Here is a 19,172-nt window from a genome sequence, read left to right on the forward strand (position 1 = left end):
TACGGGCCGCGCTTTCCGCATGGCAGCGGCCCGCCCTCGTTCTGGACCTCGCCCCTTCATCCTTCTAGCCTCTCTGCAAAGGAGAAACGTCATGCCGAGCTTCAGCCGCACTGACATGGCCGCCAAGGCCGCCGCCGACATTCCCGAGGGCTGGGTGGTCAACCTCGGCATCGGCATGCCGACCCTGATCGCCGACCAGGTCCCCCTCTCGCGCGAGGTGATCTTCCAGTCCGAGAACGGCGTGCTGGGCATGGGCCCGGCGCCTGAGAAGGGCCGCGAAAACCCCTGGCTGATCAATGCCGGCAAGCAGATGGTGACGCTGCGCCCGGGCGGCTCGATCTGCCATCATGCCGACAGCTTCGCCATGATCCGCGGCGGCCACATTGATCTCTGCGTCCTCGGCGGCTTCGAGGTGGCGGAGAATGGCGACCTCGCGAACTGGGCGACCAGCGAGAACGACACGGCGCCCGCCGTGGGCGGCGCCATGGATCTCGGCGCCGGCGCCAAGCGCCTCTGGGTGGTGATGGACCACACCACCAAGGATGGCCGCCCCAAGATCGTCGAGCGCTGCGGCTATCCGCTGACCTCGCTGGGCTCCGTCAGCCGCGTCTACACCAACCTGGCCGTGCTGGACGTGGTCCAGGGCCTGGGTTTCGTCGTGCGCGACATCGTGCCGGGGATGAGCCTGGAAGAGCTCCAGGCCAAGAGCGGCGCCAAGCTGCACACGCAGTCGTGAGCGCCACCGCCGCCGGCGTCGCCCCCTTCACGGGCGACCGCGCCGAGAGCATCGAGATGATCCGCGATTCAGCGCGCGGATTGCTGGGCGCCGACATGGCCCGCATTCGCAAGCTGCGCTTCACCGAGCCGGGCTTCGATGCCGCGCTGCTGCGCCAGATGGCCGAAGCGGGCTGGATCGGCCTCGCCGTCAGCGAGGATGCGGGTGGCACGGGCCTCGGCATGGCCGAGATGGTGGCCCTGGCCGAGGAGATCGGCCGCGCCAGCGCGCCCGAGCCGCTGATCGGCTGCGCGCTTTCCGCGCATCTGCTGGCCGCCGCGGGGGAATCCGAACTGCTCGGTCAGCTCCTGGCCGGTGACGCCGTGGTGCTCACCGCCTGGCAGGACCGCGCGAATACGCTCCACCTCGCCAGCACGGCCGATGGCGCGCGCGGCTTCGTCCTCGCCGCCGGGGGGGCGACGCATATCCTCTGGCCCGTGGCCGAGAATGGCCGCGTGGCGCTCCATGTGCTGACGCGCGAGCAGGTGGAGATCACCACGGAAGCCACGCAGGATGGCGGCCATCTCGGCACCGTCCGCCCGCTCCCCTACACGGGCCACGGCCCGGGGCGCCACATCGCCGACGACATCGGCGCCGCGCTGACCGAGGGGCTGGACCGAGCCGCACTCGCCACCGCCGCCGCCCTGCTCGGCGGCATGGAGGCGGCCTTCGCCATGACGCTCGACTACCTCCGCACGCGGCAGCAATTCGGCAAGATCATCGGCACCTTCCAGGCGCTGCAGCACAAGGCGGCCGACGCCAAGATGCAGATCGCGCTGACCCGCGCCGCCGTCGAACAGGCCGCCGCCGCGCTGGATGAGGGCGCGCCCTCGCACCTCGTCAGCCGCGCCAAGGCCCGTGCTTCCGAGGCCGCGATGCTCGTGCAGCAGGCCTGCGTGCAGCTGCATGGCGGCATCGGCTACACCGACGACTACGATGTCGGCCTGCATATGCGCCGCGCCATGGTGCTGGTGCCCGCCTTCGGCGGCGCGGCCCTCCATCGCCGCCGCTTCATGGACCTCTCGCCGGAGCTGGAAGACGCATGAGCGACACGCCGCAGATGAACATCCTGGAGGAGCGCCACGGCGCCGTCCTGGTGCTCACCATCGACTACCCCGCGCGCCGCAACGCGCTGGCCGTGCCGCTGCGCGAGAAGCTGGAGCACGCCCTCGAACGCGCCAGCGTGGATGGGCAGACCCGCGCCATCGTGCTGACCGGCAGCGGCGGCGTCTTCTCCGCCGGCGGCGACATCTCCGGCATGAACATCGAGACCGCCTATGACGGGCGCGACCGCATGCGCCGCACGCATCGCCTCGTCCGCCTCATGGCGCGGGGCAACATCCCCATCGTCGCCGCCGTCGAGGGCTGGGCCGTGGGCGCCGGCCTCTCCATGGCGCTGCTCTGCGACACCATCGTGGCCGCCGATGATGCGCGCTTCATGGCGGGCTTCCACAAGATCGGCCTGATGAGCGACATGGGCATGCCGGCCACGCTGCCCGCCCGCATCGGCGTCGGCCGCGCGCGCGACATGCTGCTGCACCACACGCAATATCTTGGCCCCGATGCGCTGAAGATCGGCCTGGTGGACTACGTCGTCGCCAAGGGGAAGGCGCTGGAAGCGGCCCTCGAAAAGGCCCAGGCGCTGGCCATGGAAGCCCCGCTGCCCGTCGCCTACACCAAGCAATGGTTCGCCGACGACCTGGAACGCGCCCTCGCCCGCGAGGCGGATTTCCAGGCCGCCCTCTTCGTCACGGAAGACCACAAGGAAGGCAAGGCCGCCTTCCTCGGCAAGCGCAAGCCGGTCTTCCAAGGGCGGTGAGATGCGGGGTGGCGGTCCTCGGGAGGGCGATGCCCTCCCGAACCCTCCCGCCGGGGAGTTTGGGTCCCCGGACCCCTCGAGAATTTTGTTGGGTTGGGTGGGAGGGGCGTTACGGGCGTTCCCTCGATCCAGGGCACGCCACGCCCCTCCCTCCCAACCCGACCACAAGCCCGGGTCCAGGGACCAAGGCCCCTGGCGGATGGGGTTTGGGGAAGGCAGGGCCTTCCCCAAGCATCGCCAGCCCGGATCACAACCATCCCATGGAGGATTGGCATGAACGCCATCACCGGCCGTGAGCCTGAGGATCTGAACCTGCTGCCGGACGAGGTGTTCCGGCTGCACATCCGCGCCTGGATCGAGGCGAACTACCCGGCCGAGATCCGCAATCCGGAGAAGCGCCTCCATTGGGAGGAGAACAAGGTCTGGTACTTCAAGCTGGCCGAGAAGGGCTGGCTCTGCCCCGGCTGGCCGCGGGAATATGGCGGCCTCGGCCTCGCGCCCGCGAAGCAGATCATCTTCACCGAGGAGCTGGAGCGCCATGGCTGCGCCCGCTGCAACGACCACGGCATCATCATGCTGGGGCCCTTGGTGATCCGCTATGGCACCGAGGCGCAGAAGCAGCATTTCCTGCCGAAGATCCTGAGCGGCGAGCACATCTGGTGCCAGGGCTATTCCGAGCCCAACAGCGGCTCCGACCTCGCGAGCCTGCGCACCGAGGCGGTGGATGCGGGCGACCATTACGTCGTGAACGGCCAGAAGATCTGGACCACGCTGGCGCAGGATGCGAACTGGATCTTCCTGCTCGTCCGCACCGACAAGGCTGCCAAGAAGCAGGAGGGGATCAGCTTCCTGCTGGTGGACATGAACACGCCCGGCATCACCGTGCGTCCCATCATCAACCTCGAGATGCATGACGAGTTCTGCGAGGTCTTCTTCGACAATGTGAAGGTGCCGAAGGAGAACCTGGTCGGCCAGCTCAACAAGGGCTGGGACATGGCCAAGGCGCTGCTCAGCTTCGAGCGCATCTATCTCGGCTCCCCGCGCCAGTCGGCCTATGCGCTCACGCGCCTGAAGCAGCTCGCTGAGCGGATGGGTGTGGCCGACGAGCCCCTCTTCGCCGAGCGCTACGCGCGCCACCGCTGCGACCTGGAGGATCTGAAGGCGCTCTATGGCCGCTATGTCGAGGTGCTCAAGCAGGGCCGCCCGCTCGGCGCCGATGTCAGCCAGCTCAAGGTCATCCAGTCCGAGCTCTTCCAGCGCATCACCGAGACGATGCTGGAAGTCGCGGGCGAGAATGCCGGCCTCTTCGGCCCGATGGAGGGCAACCGGAACCTCAACCCCGGCGCGCTCTACATCCAGGCGCGGCCGACCTCGATCTATGGCGGCACCAACGAGATCCAGCGCAACATCATCTCGAAGAACGTGCTGGACCTGCCTGGTTGAAGCTCACCTGGTATTTCGACCTCGTCTCGCCCTTCGCCCACCTCGCGCTCCCGCGGGTGCTGCGGATGGGCGAGGTGGAGCTGAAGCCCATCGTCTTCGGCGCCGTGCTGTCCCATTGGGGCCAGCTCGGTCCCGCCGAGATCGAACCCAAGCGCCTGCAGACCTATCGCCAGACGCAATTCGAAGCGGAGCGCGCCGGCATCCCGATGCGCTACCCGCCGCGCCATCCCTTCCGCTCGCTCGACGCGCTCCGCCTGCTGACGGCGCTGCGGGGTGATCGCGACGCGGTGCGGGCCGCCTTCGCCTTCGTCTGGAGCGAGGGGAGGGACCCGCATGAAGACTTCGCCGCCCTTCGCGAACGCCTCTCCCCGGTGAGCGACGAAGCCCTGGAATCCGCCAAGGCCGAACTCCGCGCCGCCACCGAATCCGCCATCGCGGCGGGCATCTTCGGCGTCCCCACGCTCGCCGTGGGCGGGGAGCTCTTCTGGGGCGCCGATGCGATGCCCATGGCCGAGGCCTTCCTCGCCGACCCCACCCTCTTCACGCGCGGCGAGATGGCGCGTCTCGCCACGCTCCCCACCGGAATCGAGCGCCGCCGCGGTTGACCTCCGCGCGCCCAGGCGAAAGAATCCCACGGCAAGCAAGGAGCGCGCGATGACCGATCTCTGGCGACTGGACGCGACGGAAGTGGCGCGCCGCGTCCATGCGAAGGAGGTCTCGGCGCGCGAGGTCGCCCTTTCGGCGCTGGCGCGGCTCGATGCGGTGAATCCCAAGCTCAACGCCGTCATCCAGTTCATGCCGGAACAGGCGCTGGAAGCGGCCGATGCGGTGGATGCGCAGATCGCCCGGGGCGAGGAGCCGGGCCTGCTGGCCGGCGTGCCCGTCACCATCAAGGTGAACCTCGACCAGGTGGGCTTTCCCACCACCAACGGTCTCAAGATCCAGGCGAATGCGGTGGCGACGGAGGACAACCCCGTCGTCTCCAATTTCCGCAAGTCGGGCGCGGTCATCATCGGCCGCACCAACACGCCCGCCTTCTCGCTGCGCTGGTTCACCGCCAACGACCTGCATGGCGAGACCTACAATCCGCGCGACAAGGGGCTGACGCCCGGCGGCTCCTCCGGCGGCGCGGCCTCGGCGACGGCGGCCGGCATCGGCGCCATCGGCCATGGGACGGATATCGGCGGCTCCATCCGCTACCCGGCCTATGCCTGCGGCATCCACGGGCTGCGCCCCACGCTCGGCCGCATCCCCGCCTGGAATCCCTGCCTGCCCGAGCGTGACATCGGCGCGCAGCTCATGGCCGTCAGCGGCCCGCTGGCGCGCAGCATCCGGGATCTGCGCCTCTCGCTCGCCGCCATGAGCGCGCCCGATCCGCGCGACCCCTGGTATGTGCCGGCGCCGCTGGAAGGCCCGCCCGCCCCCAAGCGCGCCGCCCTCTGCGTGGCACCCGATGGCATGACGGTCGCCCCCGAAGTCGCCGCCGCGCTGCGGGATGCGGCGGGGCGCCTGCGCGCGGCCGGCTGGGAGGTGGAGGAGATGGCGAGCCTGCCGCCGCTGCGCGAACCCGCCCGCCTGCAGGCGCAGCTCTGGCTCTCCATGCTGCCGCGCGGCGGGCTCGCCGCCGCCGAGCGCGAGGCCGAGGCGCGCTCGCTCGCCGTCTATGGCCATATGCAGAAGCTGACCGCGCCCCCTGACCTCGCCGAATACCAGGATGCGCTGACCGCGCGCCTCGGCTTCCTGCGCGCCTGGAACCTCTTCTTCGAGCGCTACCCGGTGGTGCTCATGCCCGTCTCGGGTGAACTGCCCTTCGCCGACCATGCCGACCAGCAGGGCGAGGCGGCCTTCACCGCCATCATCGAGGCGCAGCTCACCCAGGTCGGCCTGCCGCTGATGGGCCTGCCGGGCCTGGCCGTCTCGACCGGCATGGTCGGCACCGCGCCGGTCGGCGTGCAGCTGGTGGCGGGCCGCTATCGCGAGGATCTTCTCCTGGCGGCGGGCGAGGCCATCGCCGCCGCCGGCACACCCCCGAGCCCGGTGGACCCGACATGGTGACGCATCGCCTTTTCCTCCTGCTGCCCCTGCTCGCGGCCGCCTGCGCGGGGCGCGATGCGGGAAGCCCCGCGGCCACGCTGGGATGCTCGGGTGAGGTGCGGCTGCGCAATGTCGGCAACATGGCGGTGGAGCAGGCCTTCTTCAGCGCCGCCGGCCCCGGCAATTGGGGGCCGGATCTGCTGACCGCCGGCGACATCCCGCCCGGCGGCGACCGCGCGGTGATGGCGACCCCCGGCCGCAACGCGGTGCGGATCGTCTTCGCCAATGGCCGCGCCGCCGAGATGCCGGCCATGGATGTCTGCACGACGCCGACGCTGAGCATCGCGCCCACGGAACTCATCGCCAGCCGCTGACCGGCCGGCGAGGGGCCCCGCCTCTCACGCTCCCCTTCAGGCCTGAGATCACGCCCCCGGCGCGCCTTCGCGTCCGGCGGTTGCGCTCGCGCGCCGCCCGGTTGCGATGGAAGCATCCTAAAAAAGAGAAAATACCGAGATTTGATGATTTCTCTTGAGGGTGATCGCGGGATGATGTATCAATCTGCGAGCGAATGGCCGTGAACGCTGAAAAAGCGATGATCGGATCTCAAAAAGAGAGAGTGGATGCCCGGCTTCTCAGTCCAGATCGCGCCCCCGCGGGATGGGGGCACCCCCTTCGCCCAGCGCCGCGCGCGGGCGGGCAGGTGCCATGCGTAGCGCGCTTCCCCTTCTCATCGCCGGTGGCTCCCTTGCGCTTCTGCCGCTCCTCGCCCCCGCCGCCCCCGTGGTGGCGGGGGCGCGTGAGCGCGGCGCCCCCTGCCTGGCGCGGCAGGAGAGCCCCATGGCCGTTTCGCGGGATTGGATGGGGAGCCTGAAGGGCTGGCAGGACAGCGCCCTGGTCCTGGCCTGGCGCGGCAGCCTGGCGGCCGCCAAGGGCAAGCTTCCCCCCACCGGCTGCGACGCGCCCTGACGGCGCCTGCCCGGCACCGCCCCATCGGGCGCGGGCGATCCGCCGGGGTGGCATCAGTGGAGCGGTGAACCAACCCCGCGCATGGCCCGGATCGGGACCCAGCCGCGCCGGGCGCGCGACGGGGCGTGGCCCGCCGCATCGGGAAGGCCCCGCCGCCTTTGCCGGCGCGGGGCTTGCGCCGCGCTCAGGCCTTGCGGGTGAGGGTGGGGATTTCCTCGCGCAGGCGGAAGCGCAGCGCGGACCATGTGGCATCCAGCGCCACCTGCGTCACCGGCAGGAGGCCCGCCTGGGTCAGCGGTTCCCAGCCATGGTCGCGGTCCAGGTCGGAGCGCACGGGGCCGGTCTTCTTCGGATAGGCGAACCACAGCCGGCCACCGACGCCGTAGAGATCCAGCGCGCGGGCGGCGACGCGGCTCAACGAGGCGCGGTCCGGCGCGAAGGCCAGGATGAGTTCCGGCTCGGAGGCCGAGGTCGCGGGCAGGCCGTGCTTCAGGCCCGGCGGCGGTTCCAGCACGGCGCACACCATCCCGGGCTTGAAGCCGAGCTTGCGGGGAATGGTGGCTTGAATGGCAACGTCAATCAGTGGTCAACCCGGCGGCGCGAGCCACCGGCCCCCAAATGGAATCCTGCGCGCGAATGGTGGCCGCCAGCTCCGTCCGCGAACCCACGATGGGTTCCGCCGCCAGAGCCCGCAACCGATGGACCAGGGCCGCGTCACGAGCCACGGCCATGGCCGCCGTCTCCAGCTTCGCCAGCACGGAATCCGGCAGTCCACGAGGCCCCATCAGCGCCAGCCAGGTCTCGGCTTCGAAGCCGGAGACCGTCTCGGCGACTGTCGGGGTCTCGGGAAACAGCGCAGAGCGGTTCCGCGAGGTCACGGCAAGCAGGCGAACCCTGCCTTCCCGGACCAATGGCAATCCAATGACAGCGGACTCCACATAGACCTGGACCCCCCCGTTAAGCAATTCCGGAAGCGCACCGGACAGGCCCCGGAAATGCACGAAATCGCAGCGCGCGCCGACCGAGCGGATCAGCAATTCCAGCGCCAGATGCTGCGCCGTCCCGGCGCCCGGCGTCCCGCAAGTGCTTGGACGCGCTTTCAAAAGCTCAACGAGGTCACCGATCGTCCTGACCCCTTGCCCCGGCGCGCCCAGCACCAGGAAGGGCAGGGCTGCAAAGCGGCTGATGGGGGTCAGGTCTGCTTGTGGATCATAGCCCATTTGTCGGGACAAATGCCGGTTCAGCAGCAGCGTCGTGGCCGTCACGATTCCGAGCGTATTGCCGTTGGGCGTGGCGCGCGCCACCTCCTCGCCCGCCACATTGCCGCGGGCGCCGGTGCGGTTCTCCACCAGCACGGGGCGATACAGGCGCTGGCTCAGCGCCTCCGCGAAAAGGCGGGAGACCTGGTCCACCCCGCTGCCGGGCGGCAGGCCGATCAGCACGCGGATGGGCTCGCGTCCATCCTGCTCCGCGGGCGAGGGGCCCGGCGTCTGGGCGATCGCCTGCGCCGGCCCGGCCAGGAGCAGGCCCGTGGCGAGACAGGCCGCGCCCAGGCGGCCACCCCAATGCAACAGGCGCTGAATTGAGATCACGCGTAATTCCTGCCCTGCCGGCGCTTCCCCCGGCCCGCTCATCGGGGCCGTATGGCCAGAAAACGCGCCACAGTCGCGGCAGAGACCAAGCGGGTCAATCCACTTTTTGCGCGGCGGGCCGGTCGATGCGAAACCGTGATGATCACGGGCGGTCCCGGCGCCGTTACTCGGATTGACGCAACTGCGAAGAGACGCCTAGAACATCCCGCAAGAATTCAGGCCGCAAGGCCAGAGGTTGGGGTCAAGTCTCATGGATGTTGAAGCCGTGACGATGCGCGAAGCCGTGAAGGCGCGCAGCGCATGAGCGATCCGCGCGAAGCCGGGATGATCGCCCGCCGTTCCGACGGCACCATCATCCGCCGGCCGCTTTCGCCCCATCTGCAAGCCTATGACATGATGCAGATGACGAGCGCGCTTTCCATCATGCATCGCATCACCGGGGCCGCCTGGTCGGTGGGCACCGTGCTGCTGGTCTGGTGGCTGATGGCCGCCGCCACGGGCGAGGCCGCCTTCGCCAAGGTGCAGTGGTTCATGGGCTCCTTCCTCGGCCTCCTCGTGCTCTTCGGCCTCACCATCGCCGCCTGGTACCACACCCTGGCCGGGATCCGGCACCTGGTGTGGGATGCCGGCCGCGGCTTCGACCTGCCTTCGATGTATCGCAGTGGCCGCCTCGTCCTGATCGGGACCGCCGTGCTCACGATCCTCACCTGGATCCTCGCCTTGATGTTCTGGGGCTGACGCGCATGGCAAAGGACGGCATCACCCAAACCTCCCTGCGCTCGCCGCTGGGCCGCGTGCGCGGCCTGGGCTCGGCCAAGTCGGGCACGCATCACTGGTGGATGCAGCGCGTCACCTCCGTGGCGCTCCTGCCGCTCACGCTGTGGTTCGTCGTGAGCATGATCGGCCTGGCCGGCGCCTCCTATCTCGAGACGCTGCTCTGGATCGCGCAGCCGCTCAACGCCGTGCTGCTGCTGGTGCTGATCGGCCTCACCTTCCACCACATGGCGGCCGGCCTGCAGGTCGTGGTCGAGGATTACGTGCGGGATGAGTTCCGGCGCCTCCTTTACGTCCTGTTGATCAAGGCGGCGGCGCTGCTGATGGCGCTGGCCAGCGCCTTCTCCGTGCTGCGGATCGCCTTCGCGCTTTAGCGCGCCATCCGGGGCTTGCGGTTCTACCGGAACCACCAAGCTCCACCAAAGAAGCCGGGACGAATGCCCGGCATGACATTCCGCCCGGGCACCATGCCCCGGGCCTGAGCGGAGCGGACCGGGTCGCATGAACGCCATCAGCAAGCCATCCTTCGGGGCCTATCGGGTCGTGGACCACACCTATGACGTGGTCGTGGTCGGCGCCGGCGGCGCCGGCCTGCGCGCCACCTTCGGCATGGGGGCGGCGGGGCTGAAGACCGCCTGCATCACCAAGGTCTTCCCCACGCGCTCCCACACGGTCGCGGCCCAGGGCGGCGTGGGTGCGGCGCTCGGCAACATGGGCGAGGATGACTGGCGCTGGCACATGTACGACACCGTGAAGGGGTCGGACTGGCTGGGCGACCAGGATGCCATCGAATACATGTGCCGCGAGGCGATCCCGGCCGTCATCGAGCTCGAGCATTACGGCGTGCCCTTCAGCCGCACCGAGGATGGCCGCATCTATCAGCGCCCCTTCGGCGGCCACATGCAGGATTACGGCAAGACGCCCGCCATGCGCGCCTGTGCCGCGGCCGACCGCACCGGCCACGCCATCCTGCACACCCTGTATCAGCAGTCGCTCAAGCATGGCTGCGAGTTCTTCGTGGAGTATTTCGCGCTCGACCTCATCATGGATGACGAGGGCGTCTGCCGTGGCGTGACCGCCTGGTGCCTGGAGGATGGCTCGATCCATCGCTTCCGCGCGCAGAAGGTGGTCCTCGCCACCGGCGGCTATGGCCGCGCCTGGTTCTCCTGCACTTCCGCCCACACCTGCACCGGCGATGGCGGCGGCATGGTGCTGCGCGCCGGCCTGCCCCTGCAGGACCAGGAATTCGTGCAGTTCCACCCCACGGGGATCTACGGCGCCGGCTGCCTCGTCACCGAGGGCGCGCGCGGCGAGGGCGGCTACCTCACCAACTCCGAGGGCGAGCGCTTCATGGAGCGCTACGCGCCCACCGCGAAGGACCTCGCCTCCCGCGACGTCGTCTCCCGCGCCATGTCGATCGAGATCCGTGAGGGCCGCGGCGTCGGCCCGCTGAAGGATCACATCCACCTGCACCTGGAGCATCTGGGGGCGGACATCCTGCATGAGCGCCTGCCCGGCATCTCCGAGACGGCGCGCATCTTCGCCGGCGTGGATGTGACGAAGGAGCCGATCCCGATGCTCCCCACCGTCCACTACAACATGGGCGGCATCCCCACGAACATCCACACCGAGGTGCTGCGCCCCACGCGCGCGGATGAGGACGCGATCGTCCCCGGCCTGATGGCGGTGGGCGAGGCGGCCTGCGTCTCGGTGCATGGCGCGAACCGCCTCGGCACCAACTCCCTGCTCGACCTCGTGGTCTTCGGCCGCGCCGCCGCGCATCGCGCCGCCGAGACGGTGAAGCCCGGGGCCTCCCAGCCGCCGCTGCCGCCGCGCGCGGGCGAGAGCAGCCTGGATCGCTTCGACCGCGTGCGCCACGCCAAGGGCAGCACCAACACGGCCGAGCTGCGGCTGGCCATGCAGCGCACCATGCAGACGCATGCCGCCGTCTTCCGCACCTCCGCCTCGCTGAAGGAGGGTGTGGAGAAGATGCAGGGCGTGCATGCCGGCATGAGCGACCTCAAGGTGGCCGACCGCAGCCTGATCTGGAACAGCGACCTCGTGGAGGCGCTGGAGCTCGACAACCTCGTCGGCAATGCGCTGACCACCATCGTCGGTGGCGAGGCCCGCAAGGAAAGCCGCGGCGCCCACGCGCAGGAGGACTACCCCGACCGCGACGACGAGAACTGGATGAAGCACACCCTGGCCTGGATGAACGAGAAGGGCGAGGTGAGCCTCGATTACCGCGGCGTGAAGATGCGCACCCTCACCAACGAGGTGCAGGTCTTCCCGCCCAAGGCGCGAGTTTATTAACGATGGCGACCTTCACCCTCCCCAAGAACTCGACCGTCCAGGGCGGCAAGACGCACAAGGCGCCGGAAGGCGCCACCAACGTCAAGGCGTTCAAGATCTACCGCTGGGATCCGGATGACGGGGCCAACCCCCGCACCGACACCTTCGAGGTGGACATGGACAAGTGCGGCCCGATGGTCCTGGACGCGCTCATCAAGATCAAGAACGAGGTGGACAGCACGCTCACCTTCCGGCGTTCCTGCCGCGAGGGCATCTGCGGCTCCTGCTCGATGAACATCGATGGGCTGAACACGCTCGCCTGCCTCAAGCCCATCGACGAGGTGAAGGGCGATGTCCGCATCAGCCCGCTGCCGCATTTGCCGGTGGTGAAGGATCTGGTGCCCGACCTGTCGCAGCTCTACGCGCAGTATCGCAGCATCGAGCCCTGGCTGAAGAGCGACACGCCGCCGCCGCCCGATGAGGAGCGCCGCCAGTCCAAGGAGGAGCGCGCGAAGATGGACGGGATGTGGGAATGCATCCTGTGCTTCTGCTGCTCCACCTCCTGCCCCAGCTACTGGTGGAATGGCGACCGCTACCTGGGCCCCGCCATCCTGCTGGCCGCCTATCGCTGGATCGCCGACAGCCGCGACGAGGCGACGGGCGAGCGGCTGGACAATCTGGAAGACCCCTTCCGGCTCTATCGCTGCCACACCATCATGAACTGCACGCGGACCTGCCCGAAGGGGCTGAACCCGGCCGAGGCGATCGGCAAGATCAAGTCCATGATGGTCGCCCGCCAGGGTTGATCCGGCGCCTGTCCGCCTGTCCCATTTTTGGTGGACAGGCGGTTAACCTTCTCGCCATGCTGCGGCCGCACACCACAGCATGTCGGGAAACCAAGCATGGATCGTCGTCAGTTCCTGGGCGCCAGCGCCGCCATCGCCGCCGCCCCTTCCATCGCGCAGTCGCAATCCGCGCGCACCCTCAAGATGGTGCCGCACGCGAACCTCACCGTGATGGACCCGGTCTGGACCACGGCCTACATCACCCGCAACCACGGCTTCATGGTGTGGGACACGCTCTACGGCCTGGACGCCGAATACCGCCCGCAGCCGCAGATGGTCGAAGGCCACACCGTCGAGAATGACGGCAAGCTCTGGACCTTCACCCTGCGCGAGGGCCTGCGCTTCCACAATGGCGAACCCGTCCGCGCCGCCGACTGCGTCGCCTCGCTGGCGCGCTGGGGCAAGCGCGACGCCATGGGCGCGCGCCTCGCCGCACTCACCGAGGAGATGGTGGCGCTGGACGACCGCCGCTTCACCATCCGCCTGAGCCGCCCCTTCGGCCTGATGCTGGACAGCCTGGCCAAGCCCACCAGCAACGCGCCCTTCATCATGCCGGCCAGCATCGCGGCCACCGACGCCTTCACCCAGATCCGCCCCGATCAGGTGATCGGCAGCGGGCCCTTCAGCTTCAAGCGCGATGAGCTCGTCTCCGGCAGCCGCGTCGTCTATGAGCGCTTCGCCGGCTATCGCCCGCGCCAGGGCGGCACGCCCTCCGGCACGGCCGGCCCCAAGGTGGTGCATTTCGACCGCGTCGAGTGGCACATCATGCCCGACTTCGCGACCGCCGCCGCCGCGCTCTCCTCGGGCGAGATGGACTGGTGGGAGACGGTCACGCCCGACCTCGCCCCCATGCTCGGCCGCAACCGCAACGTCGCCGTGGTGCAGCCCGATCCGCTCGGCTCCATCGCGGTGATGCGCCCCAACCACCTGCACGCGCCGATGAACAACCCGGCCTTCCGCCGCGCCCTGCTGCGCGCGGTGGACCAGGCAAGCTACATGACCGCCTTCATGGGCACCGACCCCGCCGGCTTCAAGTCGGGCGTGGGCGCCTTCACCCCCGGCACGCCGCTCGCCAGCACCGTCGGCCTCGAGGTGTTCGAGCGCAACATGGACGTGGCGCGCCGCATGATCCGCGAAAGCGGTTATGCCAATGAGCGCATCGTGCTGCTCGGTACCACCGACATCGCGAGCCTCGCCGCCTGGTCGCAGGTCGCCGCCGACATGTTCCGGCGCCTGGGCGTCAACATCGACTTCCAGTCCATGGACTGGGGCACCGTCGTCCAGCGTCGCGCCCAGCAGAACCCGATCGACCAGGGCGGCTGGAGCGCTTTCTGCACCAATTGGGGCGGCCTCGATCACCTCAACCCCGCCGGCCACCTCATGCTGCGCGGCCAGGGGCGCGCGGGCTTCATCGGCTGGCCCGAAAGCGCCCGCCTGGAGTCGCTCCGCGACGCCTGGTTCGAAGCGCCCGACCTGCCGGCCCAGCAGCGCATCGCCGCCGACATGCAGCGCCAGATGCTGGAGGACGTGCCCTATATCCCGCTCGGCCAGTTCTTCCAGCCGCTGGCGCATCGGCGCAACCTGACGGGCGTGATGCAGCCGGGCGGCATCCCCGTCTTCTGGAACGTGCGGCGCGTTTGACCGGACCGCGCCGGGGCCGGCCGATGATGGACCATTCGGGCACGCCGAAAGGCACCCGGCCCCGCGCGTGAAGGGCGTTACGCCATGCGCCCCGCCTTCATGCGCGGGCGGCTGAGCTGACGCCGGTCGCCTGGGCGACCGCGCGCTCCAGGTCCCGGTCGGTAAACGGCTTTCGCATCCGGACCTTAGCCGGTTCCGCGGGCGTCGCCGCGGCCTGACTGTCGCCGCTCATCAGGATATGCGGGACGAAGCCGGTCGCCAGGATCTGGCGAAGGGCGCCGCCGCCCGTGCCTTGCCGCAGCTTCGAATCCACCAGCAGCAGCGTGGGCCGCAGCCGCGCCGCGGCCGCCACCGCGCCCGCCTCGGTGCCCTCGACGCCGACGCAGACATGCCCCATCTCGGCGAGGAGGTGCCGCAGCAGGAGGCCGATCACAGGTTCATCCTCGATGATGAGCACGTTCAGCACCGAAACATCTCCGCCGGTCCAGCCCTGGGCGTCACCTGCCCGGTGCGCAGCTTAGGGCAGCGGAGGCATCGGTATCCCCTCGGAATACACCTAGGGCATGATGCGTTGAGGCGTTTTCGCCGAGACGCTGAATCATCCTCTCAGCAAAGGCTGGACCGCGCGGCGTGAACGCATGTGAACGCAGCGTGGTCCAACCTTCTCCCCGGGGCCGGATCGTCACCGGATGGATGACACCACGCATGACCCATGTTATATTTCACCCTGGCAATTCTCGCGCCCCCGGTGCGATGCAGCGGGAGTGTGCCGTGCCTGCATCATCGCCCCATCCCGCGTCAGCCGCCCCGCCGATCCTGGCGATCGGCGCCTCTGCCGGCGGCCTCGCGGCCTATCGCGGTTTCCTGGAGGCGCTGCCCGCCGAGGTGGAATTCGCCGCCGTCCTCGTCCAGCATCTCGATCCCGATCACCACAGCCTCCTCGCGGAACTGCTGGCACCCCACACCTCGCTCGTCGTGCACACGGCGGCCGACGGCATGCGGGTGGAGGCGGGGCATCTCTACATCATCCCCCCGGGGGCCGCTCTGGCGGTGCGCGGGGGAATGCTGAGCCTCTCCGCGCCCGCCGAACGCCACGGCGCCCGCCTGCCCTTCGACTTCCTGCTGCGCTCGCTCGCGCAGGGGCCGGCGCCCGAGCGTGCGATGGCCGTCGTGCTCTCCGGCTCCGGCGAGGACGGGAAGGAAGGCGCGCTCGCGCTCAGGACGCGCGGCGGCTTCGTGCTGGCGCAGGACCCGGCCGAGGCGGATTTCGATGGCATGCCGCGCGCCGTGATCGCGGCCGGGGCGGTTGACGCCGTCCTCCCCGTCGCCGCCATGGCGGAGGCGCTGCTGCGGCGCCTGCGCGAGGCGCCGCAGCCCGCGGAGGATGACCTCACGCCGATCGTCGCATTGCTGCGCGAGCGGACGGGGCAGGATTTCACGCCCTACAAGCCCGGCACATTGATGCGGCGCGTCGAGCGCCGCATGGCCCTCGTCGGCTGCGCGACGCGCGCGGCCTATACCGCGCGCCTGCGGGAGGACCCCGCGGAACAGACGCAACTCGTCAAGGATCTGCTGATCCACGTCACCAGCTTCTTCCGCGACCCCGAGGTGTTCGAGGTCCTGGCGGCCCGCGCCATCCCCGATCTGGTCGCCGCGCATGCGCCGGCGCGCCCCTTGCGGGTCTGGGTCGTCGCCTGCAGCACGGGTGAGGAAGCCTGGTCCCTGGCCATGCTGTTCCAGGAAGCGATCGCGGCCGATGGGCGTGGCATCCAGCTGCAGATCTTCGCCTCCGACAAGGATGCGGACGCGGTGGCGCAGGCGCGCCAGGCCCTCTACCCCGCCAGCATCGCGGGCGAGGTCTCGGCCGAGCGGCTCAAGGCGTTCTTCGTGCCGGAGGAGAATGGCTTCTGCATCACGACCGCGCTGCGGTCGCAGGTGGTGTTCAGCGTGCAGGACGCGATCACCGATCCGCCCTTCTCGCGCATTGATTTCGTCTCCTGCCGCAACCTCCTCATCTATCTGAGGCCGGAATCGCAGGCGCGCGTCATCGGGCTCTTCCGCTTCGCGCTGCGCCCGGGCGGCCTCCTGCTGCTCGGCGCGGCGGAGACGATCGCCGAGGCGGCCGGCTTCGAAGTGGCCGCGGCCGGCGAGCGCCTGTGGCGGCGCACCGGCCCCGCGCCCCTGCCGCCGCCCGGGCTGCTCGCCCGCGCGGCGGATGGCGTCCGGCCCGCGCCCCGCCCGGCCGCCGCGCATCGCGAGGCCGGCTGGCCGAGCTGTGCCGGCGCCTCGTCGTGCTCCACCACGCCCCCGCCTGCGTCCTCGTGGATGTGGCGGGGCGCTGCCTCCATGCGCTGGGCCCGATCGAGCGGCACCTGATCCATGCGCGCGGGCCGGCGACGCAGGACATCATCACTCTCGTCCGCCCGGCGCTGCGCGGCCGGCTGCGCGCGGCGATGGAGCTGATGCGCGGCAAGGGGGACGGCCTCACGCGGGATGCCACGGCGGCGCCGGTCATCGAGGTGCGCGCCGTGACGGATGAGGGCGAGGCGATGCTCCTCGTCAGCTTCCTCGATGCGACGGAGGTGGCGCCGGTCCCGAAGGGCCGCCCGGCGCATCCCGAATCCCAGATCGCCGCGCTGGAACGCGAACTGGAGGTCACGCGCGCCGAGCTGCGCGGCGCGATCCAGGAGCTGGAAGCGGCCGGCGAGGAACAGCGCACCGCGCGCGACGAGGCGCTGTCCGTCAGCGAGGAGTACCAATCCACCAACGAGGAGCTGCTGACCTCGAAGGAGGAGCTGCAATCGCTCAACGAGGAGCTGACCGTGCTGAACGGGCAGCTGCAGGAGACGCTCGAGGCCAGCCGCACCACCTCGGATGACCTGCAGAACGTGCTCTACAGCACCGACGTCGCGACCCTCTTCCTCGACCGTCAGCTCCGCATCCGGTTCTTCACGCCCGCCACGCGGGCGGTGTTCGGCGTCCTGCCCGGGGATGTCGGCCGCCCCCTGGCCGACCTTCGGCCCCTGGCGTCCGACCCCGCGCTGCTGGAGGACGCCGCGGCCGTCCTGCGGGGCGATGCTCCCCCGCCGCAGGAGGTGGAGGCCCCGGGGAACGTCTGGTTCAGCCGCCGGGCCCTGCCCTATCGCGGCCGTGCGGACGGGGTGGACGGCGTCGTCATCACCTATTCCGACATCACCGCCCGGCGCGCCGCGCTCGAGGCGCTGGCGGCGGCGACCCGGCGCGCGGAAGAGGCGAATGCGGCGAAGTCGCGCTTCCTGAGCGCCGCGAGCCACGACCTGCGCCAGCCGCTGCAGACCCTGACGCTGCTGCAGGCGCTCCAGGCCCGCATGGTCCAGGGCGAGGAGCAGCGGCGGCTGGTGGTCCTGATGGGGTCCACGGTGTCGGCTATGGCGGGCATGCTGGATGGCCTGCTGGACCTCAACCAGATCGAGGCGGGCGCGCTCATCCCGCAGCCCGCCGAGTTCGAGGTGGGGCCGCTGCTGGAGGGCCTCGTCGCCGAGTTCGGCTATCTCGCGGCGGGCCGGGACCTCATGCTGCGCTCGGTGCCCTGCAGTCGCTTCGTCCGGAGCGATCCGCGGCTTCTCGGGCAGATCCTCCGCAACCTCCTCTCCAACGCGCTGAAATACACGCGGGCGGGGCGGGTGCTGGTGGGCTGCCGGCGGCGCGGCGATGCGCTCGCCATCGAGGTGTGGGACACCGGCATCGGCATCCCGGCCGAGGATCTTCCGGCCGTGTTCGAGGAGTACCGCCAGCTCGACAACGCGGCGCGTGAGCGCGCGAAGGGCCTCGGCCTCGGCCTCGCCATCGTCCGTCGCCTGGCGGACCTGCTCGGCCACCGGCTGCGCGTGCGGAGCGAGCCGGGGCGCGGCTCGGTCTTTTCCATCGAAGTCCCGATGGTGGCCGGGTCGGACGGGGCCGACGTGACCACCGCCCCCGAACGTCCGGGCCCCCGGGCGGCCATCCTCGTGGTGGAGGACGACCCCGACCTCCGCGACCTCCTCGTCAGCCTGCTGCGGGCGGAGGGGCACCAGGTGCTGTCCGTGGCCACTGGGCCGGAGGCGCTGAGCCTGGTCTCCCGCGGGGCGATCCGGCCCGACCTCCTCCTGACCGACCATGCGCTGCCCGGCGGGCTGGATGGCCCGGCCCTGGCGCTGCGCCTTCGGACGCAACTGGGAGGCGCCCTCCCGGTGCTCCTGCTGACCGCCGTCGAGGGGGAACCGGACGCGGGGACGGCGCCATGGACCCGGCTGCGCAAGCCCATCCTGCCGACGGAGCTGATCGGCGCGGTGCGGACGTTGCTGGAGCAGGAACCCGCCCCCGACCTCCCGGCCGGCCCCGTGGTCGCTGGGGGGCTGCATGTGGTGGATGACGACGGGCAGATCCGCGTCGCGCTGCGCCGCATCCTGGAAGGGCCGGGGCGGCCCGTCGCCGATCACGCGAGCGCCGAGGCCTTCCTCGCCGCCTACCGTCCGGCGCCGGGCGGCTGCATCGTGCTCGACGCGCAACTGCCGGGGATGAGCGGCTTCGATCTGCTGCGGCGGCTCCGCCTGGCCGGCGATGCGACGCCCGCCATCGTGATCACCGGCTTCGGCGATGTGGGAGCGGCGGTGGAGGCGATGCGCGCCGGCGCCTCGGATTTCCTGGAGAAGCCGGTGCAGGCGGCCGCCTTGCTGGAATGCGTGGAGCGGGCGATCGAACGGTCACGCGATGCCGTGGAGCTAACGGAGTGGCAGCGCGCGGCGGCCGAGCGCATCGCCGCGCTGACGCCGCGCCAGCGTGAGATCATGGACCGCATCCTGGCCGGCCAGGCGAACAAGAACATCGCGGCCCATCTCGGCATCAGCCAGCGCACGGTGGAGACGCACCGGGCGACGATCATGCGCAGGGCGGGCGTGCGGTCGCTGCCGGAATTGGCGCGACTCGCGCTCGCGGCCGCGGCCCCCCCGACCGTTCCAGGCGGCGAGGGGTAG

Annotated in this window: 18 protein-coding genes; 15 read left to right on the plus strand and 3 right to left on the minus strand. The window is 70.3% G+C overall.

Going from position 1 to position 19,172, the window contains the following annotated elements; genetic code table 11:
• The first annotated feature begins 91 nt into the window (after positions 1–91).
• The 8 genes from ACQ860_RS19400 (at position 92) to ACQ860_RS19435 (ending at position 7,037) form a co-directional block, all read left to right on the plus strand.
• Positions 92–736 (plus strand): 3-oxoacid CoA-transferase subunit B, encoded by a 645-nt coding sequence (locus ACQ860_RS19400; protein ID WP_431304975.1) that lies wholly within the window; start codon positions 92–94, stop codon positions 734–736.
• Positions 733–1,821 (plus strand): acyl-CoA dehydrogenase family protein, encoded by a 1,089-nt coding sequence (locus ACQ860_RS19405; RefSeq protein ID WP_431304976.1) that lies wholly within the window; start codon positions 733–735, stop codon positions 1,819–1,821. Before ACQ860_RS19400 ends, ACQ860_RS19405 begins: the two co-directional genes overlap by 4 nt.
• The gene (locus ACQ860_RS19410) at positions 1,818–2,594 is read left to right on the plus strand and encodes an enoyl-CoA hydratase/isomerase family protein (protein WP_431304977.1); all 777 of its coding nucleotides are present in this window, start codon (positions 1,818–1,820) and stop codon (positions 2,592–2,594) included. The genes ACQ860_RS19405 and ACQ860_RS19410 overlap by 4 nt, the downstream gene beginning before the upstream one ends.
• A gap of 273 nt (positions 2,595–2,867) precedes the next feature.
• Positions 2,868–4,037, plus strand: a complete 1,170-nt coding sequence (locus tag ACQ860_RS19415; protein ID WP_431304978.1) for an acyl-CoA dehydrogenase family protein — start codon at positions 2,868–2,870, stop codon at positions 4,035–4,037.
• Positions 4,034–4,642 carry a 2-hydroxychromene-2-carboxylate isomerase gene (locus ACQ860_RS19420; RefSeq protein WP_431304979.1) on the plus strand — a complete coding sequence of 203 codons (609 nt, stop codon included), beginning with the start codon at positions 4,034–4,036 and terminating at the stop codon, positions 4,640–4,642. The genes ACQ860_RS19415 and ACQ860_RS19420 overlap by 4 nt, the downstream gene beginning before the upstream one ends.
• A gap of 49 nt (positions 4,643–4,691) precedes the next feature.
• A complete protein-coding gene (locus ACQ860_RS19425) occupies positions 4,692–6,092 on the plus strand; it encodes an amidase family protein (protein ID WP_431304980.1) in 1,401 nt (466 codons plus the stop codon).
• Entirely contained in the window at positions 6,089–6,445 is a 357-nt protein-coding gene (locus ACQ860_RS19430; protein WP_431304981.1) for a hypothetical protein, read from the plus strand. Before ACQ860_RS19425 ends, ACQ860_RS19430 begins: the two co-directional genes overlap by 4 nt.
• Before the next feature lie 331 nt (positions 6,446–6,776).
• Positions 6,777–7,037: a hypothetical protein gene (locus tag ACQ860_RS19435; RefSeq protein WP_431304982.1), complete on the plus strand. Its 261-nt coding sequence runs from the start codon at positions 6,777–6,779 to the stop codon at positions 7,035–7,037.
• Positions 7,038–7,221: 184 nt separating this feature from the next.
• Here ACQ860_RS19435 and ACQ860_RS19440 read toward each other — a convergent pair whose 3' ends face one another.
• Positions 7,222–7,551 (minus strand): hypothetical protein, encoded by a 330-nt coding sequence (locus ACQ860_RS19440; protein WP_431304983.1) that lies wholly within the window; start codon positions 7,549–7,551, stop codon positions 7,222–7,224.
• A 61-nt stretch (positions 7,552–7,612) separates the two neighbouring features.
• Positions 7,613–8,671 (minus strand): Bug family tripartite tricarboxylate transporter substrate binding protein, encoded by a 1,059-nt coding sequence (locus tag ACQ860_RS19445; RefSeq protein WP_431304984.1) that lies wholly within the window; start codon positions 8,669–8,671, stop codon positions 7,613–7,615.
• A gap of 258 nt (positions 8,672–8,929) precedes the next feature.
• Between ACQ860_RS19445 and sdhC the strand changes: the two genes are divergently transcribed.
• From sdhC to ACQ860_RS19470, 5 genes are all read left to right on the plus strand, one after another.
• Positions 8,930–9,367 carry a succinate dehydrogenase, cytochrome b556 subunit gene (gene sdhC, locus ACQ860_RS19450; protein ID WP_431304985.1) on the plus strand — a complete coding sequence of 146 codons (438 nt, stop codon included), beginning with the start codon at positions 8,930–8,932 and terminating at the stop codon, positions 9,365–9,367.
• 5 nt (positions 9,368–9,372) lie between these two features.
• Positions 9,373–9,777, plus strand: coding sequence for a succinate dehydrogenase, hydrophobic membrane anchor protein (gene sdhD, locus ACQ860_RS19455; RefSeq protein WP_431304986.1), 405 nt, complete (start codon positions 9,373–9,375; stop codon positions 9,775–9,777).
• A 127-nt stretch (positions 9,778–9,904) separates the two neighbouring features.
• A complete protein-coding gene (gene sdhA / locus ACQ860_RS19460; RefSeq protein WP_431304987.1) occupies positions 9,905–11,716 on the plus strand; it encodes a succinate dehydrogenase flavoprotein subunit in 1,812 nt (603 codons plus the stop codon).
• 2 nt (positions 11,717–11,718) lie between these two features.
• Positions 11,719–12,501 carry a succinate dehydrogenase iron-sulfur subunit gene (locus ACQ860_RS19465; RefSeq protein WP_431304988.1) on the plus strand — a complete coding sequence of 261 codons (783 nt, stop codon included), beginning with the start codon at positions 11,719–11,721 and terminating at the stop codon, positions 12,499–12,501.
• Positions 12,502–12,597: 96 nt separating this feature from the next.
• On the plus strand, positions 12,598–14,181 hold the full coding sequence (locus ACQ860_RS19470) for an ABC transporter substrate-binding protein (RefSeq protein WP_431304989.1): 1,584 nt from the start codon (positions 12,598–12,600) through the stop codon (positions 14,179–14,181).
• A gap of 97 nt (positions 14,182–14,278) precedes the next feature.
• Here ACQ860_RS19470 and ACQ860_RS19475 read toward each other — a convergent pair whose 3' ends face one another.
• Positions 14,279–14,647 carry a response regulator gene (locus tag ACQ860_RS19475; RefSeq protein ID WP_431304990.1) on the minus strand — a complete coding sequence of 123 codons (369 nt, stop codon included), beginning with the start codon at positions 14,645–14,647 and terminating at the stop codon, positions 14,279–14,281.
• Positions 14,648–14,952: 305 nt separating this feature from the next.
• On the opposite strand from ACQ860_RS19475, the gene ACQ860_RS19480 reads away from it, so the two are divergent.
• Both ACQ860_RS19480 and ACQ860_RS19485 read left to right on the plus strand, forming a co-directional pair.
• On the plus strand, positions 14,953–16,557 hold the full coding sequence (locus ACQ860_RS19480; RefSeq protein WP_431304991.1) for a chemotaxis protein CheB: 1,605 nt from the start codon (positions 14,953–14,955) through the stop codon (positions 16,555–16,557).
• Positions 16,473–19,172 carry a response regulator gene (locus ACQ860_RS19485; RefSeq protein ID WP_431304992.1) on the plus strand — a complete coding sequence of 900 codons (2,700 nt, stop codon included), beginning with the start codon at positions 16,473–16,475 and terminating at the stop codon, positions 19,170–19,172. The genes ACQ860_RS19480 and ACQ860_RS19485 overlap by 85 nt, the downstream gene beginning before the upstream one ends.

The sequence above is a fragment of the Sediminicoccus sp. BL-A-41-H5 genome (assembly GCF_050632405.1).
In the GTDB taxonomy this organism is placed as follows: Bacteria; Pseudomonadota; Alphaproteobacteria; order Acetobacterales; family Acetobacteraceae; genus Roseococcus.